Below are 12000 nucleotides of genomic sequence, written 5' to 3'. Positions count from 1 at the left end.
TTGGGCGTGTGCCGACAGATGTGGGTATGACGGATAAGCTACTAAGGGCGATTTTTGATAAGCACCCCATTTTAGGGCGTGTGCCCGTGATGTATGACATGGATTTTGCCCACACGCAGCCGTTATTTACGGTGGGCATTGGCTCAAAAGTGGTGGTGGATACGCAGCAAAAATTGATTAAGGTGTTCGAGTGATCTAATATCACTCACCCATCAAAAATCCCATCAGCTCACCATCCAGCCCATCCCAATCAACCTCTTGGTGTAGGATAAACTCTAGGCGGCTGTCTTCCTGTGCGTCGCTGTCTTGGATGCTGATGCTCTCTTGAGTGATGTTTAGGCTAATCCAGCCATCTTGGGTGTGAATGATGCCTTTGATGCGAGCATAATGGGGAAGGTTTAGTAGCCATTTTTGTAGTTCGTGACCATCGAATCGCCATTCTTTTGGCAGTCGCCATCCGCCCACGTGAAAGCCTGCCATCTTATCATGATAGCGATAGGGCGGCTCAGTGTCGTCTATTTCGCCGGTTACGTTCGTGTTCGTGACTACAGGTTTGAGAGCCAAAGGATTTAGCGCAACCTTGATGGGCTGCTGCTTGGGCATTGGCATTTTGCCAAGTAATGCCATAAGCTCATCGGCAGAAGTGGTATTCATGTCGATGATCTGCACATTAGGGTGAATGCTATTGATCCAATCACGTAGCGCCTGATATTGATCGGTGCTGAGCATCTGTGTGCGGTTGATGATGACGATGTCTGAGAATTTGACGTGCGCTTGATAGCCGTCGTGATTGCGATGGTGCTCTTCTTGCCACTGGGCGGCGTTTAGGATGCAGATAGTGGCGCGTAAGTGAAGGCTGGTCTGCCAATGTGGTGCGCCCAGCTGACTTAACAGCTCATCAGGATGAGCAAGTCCTGTAGGCTCGATGATCAGATGGCTAGGCTTGTGATCAGAGAGCAAGCGAACCAAGGCGATCTGTAGCGACAGCTGGTTGGTGCAGCAGATGCACCCACCGCTCACTTCTTTAATTGCGACATCACTATCGGCAAAAAGCTTGCCATCAATGCCTATCTTGCCAAACTCATTCACCAAGATCGCCCATTTGTCCGTCATGTTCAGAGTATTCTTATGAGCGAGCAAGGTATTAATAAAGGTGGTCTTGCCTGCACCTAGAAAGCCTGTGATGATCGTGGTCGGTGTGCGTGCGACGATGGTCATGGCTAGATCTTGATTTTGTGCTGTTTGGCGGTCGCCATGCATGTCTGATAGCGCTTATCGACACGGGTGGCGAACCAGTTGGTATTATAATCTCGGCTTAGCTTCGGCCCTGAGATGACGACTTGTGGCATGATGGCGTAGCTTGGATCGCGTCCGTACTTTTTCTTGAACATCTCACTGACCGCCCGGTAGCTTTGAGTGTTTTCAAAGCTTTTGGTTTTTTCTTTCTTTAAGTCGCTGCGGATTTGGCGTTCGCTAACAGGTGTCGGTGCTGTCGCCAAAAGCTTGATGAGCACGGTTTCGGTTTGGCTTTTTTTGCTCAGTGGGCTGCCGCCATCATAGAGCAAAAGATCGCCATCGATGTCGATTTTTTGTTTGCTTAGGCTGCTGATGCGCTGCTGAAAGGCGGCATTGCGGCTTGAATACATGCCAGAATTATAATCGGCGAATCGATACAGTGGCTTATCATAGTCGGCCTGGTACACCATGAGGCGATGAATGCCATAGTACAGACCACCATACTGGCTGTACAGATCAGCGCGTAGGGTGCGATCACTCATGTTGCTGCGGCGATGCGAGCGTGCGTAGTCGATGTGCACCTGCATCGATCCGAGTGTACTGATGGGGTTGATGCGCTCATCGATGCCTTCGCCAGTCAGCTTGGTGATGTGGGCAAGCCCTGAGACTTTATAAGTGCTGGCAAAGTAATCAAAGATCTTTTGATACAGTTCATCCAGTTCGCGTTCGGTTTTTACTTGCTTAATTTGCTTGATAAAGCTATCATCCTTGGTTGGCTTGGTCTCAAGCATCGTGCGAAAGGTCTTGGCAAGTGTCTTGCCGAATTTGGCTTCTAACTTCTCATCGATCGCCTTTAACGAGGCGTTGCCTAGGTTCGGCACGCGCGGATCGGCATCAAAATTAGACTCTTGGTCAATGACGGCAATGGCGGTGCAGATGTTCTGAGTGCTCTTGGGGATCTTTAGCTCGTCGAAGATCTTGGCGATGTCAGCTGACCACGAGGCTCGCCCATCGACGCGCTTGGGGATGAGCTTGGTGATTTGCTTATCGGTGAGTGACTTGGTTTGTGTGGTGTCGGTAGTATCACAGGCGCACAGTAGCGTAGCGCCAATCACAACAAGAGCGCGCTTCAACATGACTATGCCTTTGTGTCTAGATGCAGGCGCATCAGACCTTCTTGTTGGGTGGTGGCGACAAGCTTGCCATCTTGCCAAAATTGCCCATGGTTAAGCCCCTTGGCGTGGCTCGTCGTGTCGCTCCACATGTCATATAAGATCCATTCATTGATGTCAAAAGGGCGATGAAAATGCATGGAGTGGTCGATGCTAGCGACCTGAAGACCGCGGCTAAGGTAGCTAAGTCCGTGACTCATCAGACCTGTGCCCACCAAATAAAAATCCGACGCGAAAGCAAGTAATGCTTGATGCACCGCTACAGGCTGTTCACCGAGCTCGCTGATGCGCAGCCAGTTGGCTTGACGTGGACGCATGGGCGTAGGTGCGATGGGATCACGAGGGTCGATGGGCTTAATCTCAACATGGCGTTTTCGCATGAAGCGTGCTTTTAGGGCTTCTGGGACGTTGCCGACATAGGATGATTTTAGCTCTTGTTCATTTAATAGCGAGTCAGGTTCTGGATACTCGGGCATGGGTTCTTGGTATTCAAGCCCACCTTCCATGGGCGAGAATGATGCGATCATCGAGAAGATCACCTGTTCGTTGAGCTCGCCGGCATCATTTGGCACATATTGAACCGCGATGACTTCACGCGCCGATAGGCTTCTGCCATCACGCAGGCGACGCACCTGATAAGTCACTGGCAAACGAACATCGCCACCGCGCAAAAAATACCCATGCAAAGAATGACAAGGCTTGTCATATTCTAAGGTCAATGCTCCCGCCATGAGCGCCTGCGCCAATACTTGGCCGCCAAAAATCCTAGGACCGACATAATCAAAGCTGGGCGCAACGAACACGTCAGGTGCGGTTTGTTTTAGGGCGATGGTTTTTAATAAATCAGCGACCAAGTCTTTTGGGTCATCACTTTTTGCAAAAATATGAGTCATGGCGTGCGGCTATTTCGTGATTAAATGATACGTCGTAGATTGAATTGATATTCATCAAACGGCTTATTATCTATCTGCATCAGGCGATTGTCAATATTTGATACAGTGATTATGCATGGCGCTTGTGACGCATCGGTATGAATTTTATGTATTTAATCATCGCCGCTATCATTAGGCTTAATGACTGGCGCGAGAACTTTTTTCGCCCAAATCATCCCCTAATCACAAAAAAATGGTAAAATGCTGCCATATACATACGACAAACCATTATATTATTTTATGTTAAAACTCCCCAATAAGTTAAGCCAGTTGTTCGGTAAAGGCGACAAGTCAAAAAAAGACGTGCTCACCACGCATGAATCGCATGATCAAGGCAATCATGATGATCAAGAGACGAAAGTAAAACCGCGCCATCCGGTCGCATCGCCCAATCCTTATCGCCGTGTGTCTGCCAAGGGTCTGTCATTGGCAGTAAAGCCTACTGTCATCGGTGAAGCGCCCATCATTGATAATGAGAATCCGACTTTCTATGTGATTCGAGATTATTCGCGCTCGAACAGTTTGCTTGTGGGTATGATGACGGATGAGCTGGATTTGCCGTCAGCGCTGGCTGAGATCCATTCGCGTGGACTTGATGAGTCATCTGCGATGGTGTTCTTGCATGGGCGCAACAAAGAGCGCGAGAGCGTGTCGCCACGTCTTGAGCGATTGGTCAAGTCATGCCTTGATAATCCTGATCTGGACGTGAATCTGGTGCCTGTAACGATCCTGTGGGGGCGCGCACCCGACAAAGAAGAGTCGATGTTTCGCCTGTTGATGGCGGATGAATGGAGCTCGCCGAGTATCCCTAAGCAGCTATTTAACATCGGCGTGATGGGGCGTGACACCTTTGTTCGATTCTCTGAAGTTAAATCCTTACAAAAGCTCATCACGGATGCCAAGGCAGGCGTTGGCGATGATTTGTCACGCACGATTAATCTAAGACTAAAAGGATTCTTGGATAAGCAGCGCACCAGCATCGTCGGTCCTGACTTATCAGACAGACGTAATGTGGCAGGCGAGATTCTATCATCGCCAGTGGTGCAAGCCGCCATCGAAAAAGAAGCTGCCGAATCGGGCAAATCCATCAACGCCGTCAAAAAAGAAGCTTCGGGATACCTAAGCGAGATCGTGAGTGATTATTCGCATTCGGTGCTTAGGTTCTTTGATCATTTCTTGACGTGGCTGTGGACACGACTGTACGATGGCGTTGAAGTGCGCAACTTTGAGCGTGTGCGACAGCTTGCTCCTGATCATCAGATCGTCTATGCGCCTTGTCATCGAAGCCACATGGATTATCTGCTGCTGTCCTATGTGATCTATAAGCGCGGTCTTCGTATTCCGCACATCGCGGCAGGCGAGAATCTGAACATTCCTGTACTGGGTGAGCTGCTGCGTAATGGCGGCGCGTTCTTCATGCGTCGCAGCTTTAAGGGTAATGCACTATACAGCACAGTATTTAAAGAATATGTGCACAGTCTGATGCAGCGTGCAGCTCCGATGGAATATTTTATTGAAGGCGGTCGTTCGCGCTCGGGACGTCTATTGCCGCCGAAGCTTGGTATGCTTGCCATGACGGTGGGTAGTCATCTGCGTGAACCTGCCAAGCCTGTCGTATTCATCCCAACCTACATCAGCTATGAGCGAATCATGGAGGGGGCGACTTATGTTGGTGAACTTAAGGGCAAGCCAAAAGAATCTGAGAACTGGCTAGGGCTACTAAAAACCGCGCGCAAGATCGAACGTATCTTTGGCACGGTGCATTTGTCGTTTGGCGAGCCTTTGCATTTGAATGATTTTATGGAGAAATTCTCTGTATCTGCCAAAGACAACAGCGAAGAGAACACCAAGAACACGCACGCCATGGTGCAGAACTTAGGCGTTAAAGTCCTGCAAAACATCAATAAATCTGCGGTCGTGAACCCTGTATCGCTCATCGCGCTAGCACTGCTATCTACACCTAAGTCGGCGCTTGATGAAGATCAATGCATCGAGCAGATCGCCCTGTATCAGCGCATCGCTCGCACGCTACCATATGACGAAGACACGCACATCACCGATCTGCCACCGAGTGAGATCTTGGCTTATGGCGAGAAGCTAAAACTCATCGAGCGCACACCGCACGTACTTGGCGACATGATTCGTGTGGCGGACAAGCAAGCGCCGCTATTAAGCTATTTTAGAAATAACATCTTGCACGTGTTCATCATGGCAAGCTTCTTGGCGGCCTTGGTGCAGCGCAATGGGCGCATTTATCGTGAGAAGCTTGATGCGATCACCACATTGATGTATCCATTTTTACAGGCAGAGTTGTTCTTAAACACCGCGCTAAAACACATTGAGAAGCTAACCGATGAGACACTAAGTGTGCTCATCGCTGAGGGCTTGATTGTGGATCTGGGCGATGGCGTGCTTGGCGTGCCAGAGACCAACTCGCCAAGTTATCAGCAGCTTTTGGTGTTGGCAAGTCCTGCCCAGCAGAGTCTTGAGCGTTATTTCATGGCACTGGCGTTATTGTCCGAGCAGGGCAGCGGTCGCCTAACCACAGAGCAAGTGGTTAATCTGTGCCACGTGCTTGGTCAGCGTATCTCGGTGCTGTATGCTGATGATTTGCCTGACATGTTTGATAAGGCGTTATTTACAAGCTTTATTGACACATTAAAGCGCTTAGATTATGTCGAAACGGACGAATCTGGCGTGCTGATTTTTGATGAGCGTATCGATAAAATCGCCCAAAATGCCAAATTCGTGCTTAACCCTGACATGATGCAGCTGTTGCGTCATACCGCAAGCTTGGATAATGCTGAGATTGAGACTGCCATTAATGAGATGAATAATAAGCGCATCTTTGGCAAATCCAAGCGATAAAGCGAATGCATTGTCTATACGTCCTTGATTATGGATGATGTCATAAAATAAAAAAGAGCAGGCTTGTTGGTCTGCTCTTTTTGATGGATGGACTGCCTAGGGGGCAAGGCGTTCTTTTACCCAAGCATCATCATCTAAGCGATAGCGAATGCGATCGTGTAGGCGTGATGGACGACCTTGCCAAAATTCAATCGCATCAGCGCGCACCAAATACCCACCCCAATGCGGTGGGCGTGGCACGTGCAGGGGGTGTTTGACCCCGAACAAAGCCGCGCGTTTGACGATGACCGACTTATCTGAGATGACTTGGCTCTGCTCGCTTGCCCACGCGCCAATGCGACTGGTGTAAGGGCGGCTGTCAAAATATTCATCAGAGGCTGTCTCATTTAGGTATTCCACCATGCCCTCGATGCGCACCTGACGTTCAAGCTCAGGCCAAAAAAAGGTGATGCTGATGAATGGATTGGTGGACAGCGCCTTGCCTTTGCGGCTGTGATAATTACTAAAAAACACAAAACCGTCATCATTGACTTCTTTTAGCAGTACCATGCGGCTACTGGGGCGACCATTTTCATCGACGGTGGCGATGTTCATCGCGGTCGGTTCGTTCACTTGGGCGGTGATGGCATCGTTCAGCCACGCCTGAAACTGCATCAATGGGTTGGCATGGCAGTGCGATTCGCTCAATTCTTGCTTGCTGTAGTCTTCTCTGATGTCGTGCAGATTCATGATAATCCTTATTTAAATTTAACCACGCCCACGCCATCATGGCCGTCTTGTTCACGCATGGCGGCTGTTTCATCAATGGTGGGGCGACGTTCGCTGTGGTCGCAGGCGGTGCATTCGATCCATTCGTCAAACTCAGGCTCGAACACCTGTATCTGAACGATGGCATCCATGGTGCGGCATTTTGGGCAAGCCACACCTGCGAGGAATTGGCGTTTTGGGCGGGTCGATTGGTAACGCATCACGCCACCTCAAAGCCGCTATGACGCAGCAGCGCATCGATCTTCGCCTCACGCCCTGCAAAGGCAGTGAAGTTCTCTTTGGCGGTGCGTGAGCCACCCATCGCCAGAATGTTGTCATAAAATGCCTTGCCAATCACAGGGTTGATGACGCCTGTATCACCCGCATGATCTTCAAACACGCCAAAGGCATCTGCCGACAGCAGCTCCGCCCATTTATAAGAATAATAGCCTGATGCGTAACCGCCAGCAAAGATGTGGCTAAAGCTGTTTGGGAAACGGTTATTGCTTGGTGGCATGATGACAGCCACTTCATCGCGAACCTGATTCAATGTGGTCATGATCGCTGCATAGTCTGTCAAATTACCCGCATGCATGCGCAAATCGAACAGGCCAAATTCAATTTGGCGCAGTGTTTGTAATCCAGATTGGAAATTTTTGGCGGCAAGCATTGCATTTAGCTTGTCATCAGGCAGTGGCTCGCCTGTCTCAACATGGCGGCTGATTTTGGCGATGCCTGCCTTATCCCAAGCGAAGTTCTCCATGAATTGACTGGGCAATTCGACCGCATCCCACTCTACACCGCTGATGCCCGACACATCGGCGATGTTGACACGAGTCAGTAGGTGATGCAGCGCATGACCGAATTCATGGAATAAAGTCAGCACTTCATCATGGGTCAGTAGGCTTGGTTTGCCATCCACCGCAGGCGAGAAATTTCCCACTACAAAGCACATAGGCAGGGTCTGACTACCGTCTAGTCTTTCGTGCTTGCCCTGAAAGTCCGACAGCCACGCACCGCCAGATTTGCCCGCGCGCGCATATAGGTCAATGTACGCGCCACCGATCAAGCCGTCTTTGCCATGCACTTCATAGAACTGCGCATCCTTATGCCAGACGGGCGCATCTTTGGCAATAAAGCGCACGCCAAACAGCTCATGAATGATGTCAAACATCCCATCTAGTACCACAGGCACAGGGAAGTACGGGCGAATCGCTTCGCTGTCTAGGCTGTATTTGGCGTTTTGGAGCTTCTCGCTGATGAACGGCACATCCCAAGGCTGCACGTCTTCGATGCCGAGCGTCTTGGCGAATTTTTGTACTTCTGCTAGGTCTTTTTGGGCGAATGGTCGTGCCTTATTCGCCAAATCCAACAAAAAGCGTTCGATCTCATCATCGCTGTCTGCCATCTTGGTGGCAAGGGACAGCTGAGTATAATCTTCAAAGCCGAGCAAATTGGCCTTTTGTGTGCGCAATATCAAAATGCGCGTCATGATGTCGCTGTTGTCAAACTTGGTGGGTTTGTTGTCTTTTTTACCTTCAAATGTCCATTCTGCGGATGCGCGGGTGTTGTAGGCGTGATATAGAGTCTCGCGCAGTTTGCGATCGGTGGCGTACTGCATGACAGCCAGATACATAGGGATGTCTAGGGTCGCCACATAGTCGGTAGGTAGCGTCGCATCAGGATGTTTGGCTTTATAATTGTCGCCTGCCGCCTTTAAAAGGGCAAGACCACTTGGGGTGATGCCGTCTAACTGCTCTTGGGTTAAGGGCAGCGCGAACGCGCCTGTGGCATCCAAGACATTGTCCGAGAACTGAGCAGACAGCAGCGACAGCTCGCTTTGAATTTTGGCGAACTGGTCTTTTTTGTCATCGGGCAGGCTAACACCGGACAAATCAAAACTCTGTAGAGCTAAGAAAGTTGCACGCACGCGGGCAAAATCACCACTGCCTTTTAGGTCGTTTTGTAGGGTCTTGTATAGGTCGTATAGGGCTTTTGATTGACCAACTCGCACGCCAAATTCGCTTAATTTTGGCAGAATCTCATGATGTGCATGGCGAATTTCTTCGCTATTCATCACGCTATTTAGGTGAGATAGCACCCCAAAAGGCCGATGAATGGCATGGCTTAGGGTGTCAAATTGATCAATGATGGCAAGCGGTTCGCCATCCATATCCATCTTGCCAGCTTCTAAGTCATCCAAAAAAGCATGGGCAGCGTCTAAGGCGTCGCTGGTCTCTTGGGTGAGGGTTTGAGGGGTGGATTTGTTAAAATCCACCAAATGTAGGCGCTCGTCAAAATCTGCGCTATTAAAATCAATGCTCATGGCTGTTCTCGCTTTTTGTGTTGTTGTCAAAATTATAAGGGCGGGCAGGGGCTTTTGCAATGTTAGCATGCCAAAAAGCACGGCTAATTACAAAATTTAAGATGGTTAAAATTTGCTCACAAAAGATAACCATTGTAAAAAATCAGTCATAAATCTTTGCACAACACCACTATAACAGTGTGGGAATGGCTGTTATATTGCGTTTCAAGTAGTGGGGAATTTGACTACTTCGGCAGGCTAGAAGCCTGATTAATAATGCACTATAAGAAGGAAACCTATCATGACCTTATCAATGAAATCTACCCTAAAACAGCTCCGTGGCGTGACCGCAGATCCTGCGCTTTCTGTCATTGTAAAGACGCACCGCACTCACCCTGAGAACGAACAAGACCCTATCGCCCTAAAAAATGGACTGTCTGAGGCGGCAGAGCGTCTAACCAACGAGTATGACAAGCGCACCAGCGATGCGATTTTGAGTAAAGTGGAAGAAGCACTAACAGATCACGATCATAATTATAATCTAGACAGCTTAGCGATTTTTGCAACGGCGGATGAAGCCAAGGTATTGCGCTTGCCAGTTGATGCCACACCTCGAGTGGTTGTGGATAAGAAATTCGCCACACGTGACTTCGTTCGTGACTTGGCACACTCGGTGCATTACTACGCGTTGGTGGTGACTCGTACGCATGCCAGACTGATTGAGGCAGTGAATAACCGTGTTGTGCGTGAATTTGATGACAAAGCGCCAGAGCAAGCCGACATGCAGAATCTGACGTTCCCAATCGATAATACTTCGCTGTACACCACGAGTGGTGCAGATCGCTCTGCAGCATCGAATGAGGATAATTATCTAAAAGAATTCCTAAATCGTGTCGATAAGAGCGTTCAAGAAGTGATTGGCAAGTCTCAAGACAATGTATCGCTGTTCGTTGTCGGTGATGCGCGTAATATCAGCTTCTATAAAGATGTGTGTGACCGCCCTGACATCATCGCAGGCTCAGCCGATAACGTCACCGACCTAGAGAATGGCTCAGCTCAGCACATTATCGACAGTCTGAATGAGACAGTTGAAGCCTATCGCACCTCTCGCCATGAATCTAGCCTAGGCGAGATGGAAGCTGCCCGCGGTAACAATCTGCTACGCACCGATTTGCAAGCGATTTATCAAGCGGCCTTCCAAGGCATCGGTGAGCGTCTGTACGTACGCATTGGCTATATTCAGCCTGCTGTGGTTGATGAGGCGAATCAGAGCATCACACTAAGTGACGATGCAGCTGCCGATGGTGTTACCGATGACGTGGTGGGCGAGATCATTGAGTTGGTCAGCGCACATGGCGGTGAAGTGGTGTTCTTACCAAAAGAGATCATCGCAGACACCGACATCGCACTGGTGACACGTTACTAAACCAAAGAGCTGGCAATGACTAAGGCTTTACAAGTCCTAGATAAAAATTGCCAAACTTGTAAACCATGCTAAAATGACGCAATATTGATTGCGTCATTTTTTAATTATATGAATCCGATTACTGTTATTAGTTATAATATCCACAAAGGCATGTCGCCGCTGAATCGTTTGGTCAAGCTAAATGGCATGGCGAACGCGCTCGCCTCTATCGAGCCTGACGTGCTGTGCTTACAAGAAGTTCAAGGGCAGAATTTAAAACGCGCCATATCGTTTAATGAATACCCTAAGCAGTCTCAGCATGAATGGTTCGGTGAGTATCTGGCCTTAAAAGACAGCTATGGCAAGAACGTGGAATATGAGCATGGGCATCATGGCAATGCAGTGCTGTCTCGCCACCCGCTCGACCCCAAGCATAATGTGAATATCACAGTCAGTCGCCTTGAGAAGCGTGGTGTGCTGCACTGTGAGATTCATCCTGAAGGCTGGGAGAGACCTGTGGTAGTGCTGTGCGCGCACCTAAACCTGCTGCATCGCGACCGCATCAAGCAATATCAGGCGATCATTGATTATATCGATGGCGTGATTGGCAGGGATGTGCCATTGATCTTGGCGGGTGATTTTAATGATTGGAGTAAAAAATCCACCCAAGTGTTGGAATCGCTTGGCATGACTGAGGTTTTTCATCATTTGCACGAGATTTATCCTGCCACTTATCCTGCCAAGCTACCAGTACTGAGCCTAGACAGAATCTATGTGCGTAATTTACAAATCCACCGCGCAACTGTTCATGCAGGCATACCGTGGTCGAATCTGTCCGACCATTTGCCAATCAGTGCAGTACTGTCTCTTTAAATTAAAAACCGCTCAAAGATTTGAGCGGTTTTTTTGTGGTTTATTCGACTGTGACTGATTTTGCAAGGTTTCTTGGTTTATCCACGTCCGTGCCGCGCACCAGAGCGACATGATAGGACAGCAGCTGAACCGCGATGGTGTGTACGATCGGCGACAGCACGCCCACATGGCGCGGGGTGCGAATGACGTGCACATCATCAGTCTTGGTGAAGTCGCTGTCAAGGTCAGTCAAGACGAACAGCTCGCCGCCACGTGCGCCGACTTCTTGCATGTTGGCTTTGACCTTGTCAAGTAGCTTGTCATTGGGAGCGATGACTACCACGGGCATATTTTCATCAACCAGTGCCAATGGGCCATGCTTAAGCTCACCTGCAGGATAGGCCTCGGCATGAATGTAGGTTAGCTCTTTTAGCTTTAGAGCGCCTTCTAGGGCGATTGGGTAATGGATGCCACGACCTAAGA

10 protein-coding genes and 1 pseudogene are annotated in these 12000 nt (G+C 49.3%); 4 read left to right on the top strand and 7 right to left on the bottom strand.

The window, feature by feature from the left end:
* Positions 1–194 (top strand): annotated as a pseudogene (locus GY683_RS02225) (hypothetical protein); the annotation flags it as partial.
* A gap of 7 nt (positions 195–201) precedes the next feature.
* Here GY683_RS02225 and GY683_RS02220 read toward each other — a convergent pair.
* From GY683_RS02220 to GY683_RS02210, 3 genes are read right to left on the bottom strand one after another with little or no spacing between them, the layout of a single operon-like run.
* On the bottom strand, positions 202–1218 hold the full coding sequence (locus tag GY683_RS02220) for a GTP-binding protein (protein ID WP_297287199.1): 1017 nt from the start codon (positions 1216–1218) through the stop codon (positions 202–204).
* A 2-nt stretch (positions 1219–1220) separates the two neighbouring features.
* Positions 1221–2372, bottom strand: a complete 1152-nt coding sequence (locus GY683_RS02215) for a DUF1615 domain-containing protein (protein ID WP_297287198.1) — start codon at positions 2370–2372, stop codon at positions 1221–1223.
* A 2-nt stretch (positions 2373–2374) separates the two neighbouring features.
* A complete protein-coding gene (locus GY683_RS02210) occupies positions 2375–3301 on the bottom strand; it encodes an acyl-CoA thioesterase II (RefSeq protein WP_297287197.1) in 927 nt (308 codons plus the stop codon).
* A 279-nt stretch (positions 3302–3580) separates the two neighbouring features.
* Here GY683_RS02210 and plsB point away from each other — a divergent pair, with 279 nt between their 5' ends.
* A complete protein-coding gene (gene plsB / locus GY683_RS02205; RefSeq protein WP_297287196.1) occupies positions 3581–6208 on the top strand; it encodes a glycerol-3-phosphate 1-O-acyltransferase PlsB in 2628 nt (875 codons plus the stop codon).
* Positions 6209–6304: 96 nt separating this feature from the next.
* Here plsB and pdxH read toward each other — a convergent pair whose 3' ends face one another.
* The 3 genes from pdxH to GY683_RS02190 are packed head-to-tail and all read right to left on the bottom strand — an operon-like array spanning position 6305 to position 9281.
* Positions 6305–6937: a pyridoxamine 5'-phosphate oxidase gene (gene pdxH / locus GY683_RS02200; protein WP_297287195.1), complete on the bottom strand. Its 633-nt coding sequence runs from the start codon at positions 6935–6937 to the stop codon at positions 6305–6307.
* A gap of 8 nt (positions 6938–6945) precedes the next feature.
* The gene (locus GY683_RS02195; RefSeq protein ID WP_046697275.1) at positions 6946–7176 is read right to left on the bottom strand and encodes a YheV family putative metal-binding protein; all 231 of its coding nucleotides are present in this window, start codon (positions 7174–7176) and stop codon (positions 6946–6948) included.
* The gene (locus GY683_RS02190; protein ID WP_297287194.1) at positions 7176–9281 is read right to left on the bottom strand and encodes a M3 family metallopeptidase; all 2106 of its coding nucleotides are present in this window, start codon (positions 9279–9281) and stop codon (positions 7176–7178) included. The genes GY683_RS02195 and GY683_RS02190 overlap by 1 nt, the downstream gene beginning before the upstream one ends.
* A gap of 280 nt (positions 9282–9561) precedes the next feature.
* Here GY683_RS02190 and GY683_RS02185 point away from each other — a divergent pair, with 280 nt between their 5' ends.
* Both GY683_RS02185 and GY683_RS02180 read left to right on the top strand, forming a co-directional pair.
* Positions 9562–10686 carry a hypothetical protein gene (locus tag GY683_RS02185; protein WP_297287193.1) on the top strand — a complete coding sequence of 375 codons (1125 nt, stop codon included), beginning with the start codon at positions 9562–9564 and terminating at the stop codon, positions 10684–10686.
* 108 nt (positions 10687–10794) lie between these two features.
* Positions 10795–11538 (top strand): endonuclease/exonuclease/phosphatase family protein, encoded by a 744-nt coding sequence (locus GY683_RS02180; RefSeq protein ID WP_297287192.1) that lies wholly within the window; start codon positions 10795–10797, stop codon positions 11536–11538.
* 40 nt (positions 11539–11578) lie between these two features.
* On the opposite strand, the gene GY683_RS02175 is transcribed toward GY683_RS02180, so the two are convergent.
* Positions 11579–12000 (bottom strand): SIS domain-containing protein (locus tag GY683_RS02175; protein WP_297287191.1); only part of this gene is annotated, 422 nt, incomplete at its 5' end.

The organism is Moraxella sp. (assembly GCF_024227015.1).
Taxonomy (GTDB): Bacteria; Pseudomonadota; Gammaproteobacteria; order Pseudomonadales; family Moraxellaceae; genus Moraxella.
Note: the sequence above shows the minus strand (reverse complement) of the source record. Positions and strands in the feature narration are given on the sequence as shown.

Bases quoted from the DNA above. Each gene is read 5' to 3' on its own strand.
- pdxH (WP_297287195.1), bottom strand. From the start codon at position 6,937: ATGAATCTGCACGACATCAGAGAAGACTACAGCAAGCAAGAATTGAGC.
- GY683_RS02220 (WP_297287199.1), bottom strand. From the start codon at position 1,218: ATGACCATCGTCGCACGCACACCGACCACGATCATCACAGGCTTTCTA.
- GY683_RS02215 (WP_297287198.1), bottom strand. From the start codon at position 2,372: ATGTTGAAGCGCGCTCTTGTTGTGATTGGCGCTACGCTACTGTGCGCC.
- GY683_RS02195 (WP_046697275.1), bottom strand. From the start codon at position 7,176: ATGCGTTACCAATCGACCCGCCCAAAACGCCAATTCCTCGCAGGTGTG.
- plsB (WP_297287196.1), top strand. From the start codon at position 3,581: ATGTTAAAACTCCCCAATAAGTTAAGCCAGTTGTTCGGTAAAGGCGAC.
- GY683_RS02185 (WP_297287193.1), top strand. From the start codon at position 9,562: ATGACCTTATCAATGAAATCTACCCTAAAACAGCTCCGTGGCGTGACC.
- GY683_RS02210 (WP_297287197.1), bottom strand. From the start codon at position 3,301: ATGACTCATATTTTTGCAAAAAGTGATGACCCAAAAGACTTGGTCGCT.
- GY683_RS02190 (WP_297287194.1), bottom strand. From the start codon at position 9,281: ATGAGCATTGATTTTAATAGCGCAGATTTTGACGAGCGCCTACATTTG.
- GY683_RS02180 (WP_297287192.1), top strand. From the start codon at position 10,795: ATGAATCCGATTACTGTTATTAGTTATAATATCCACAAAGGCATGTCG.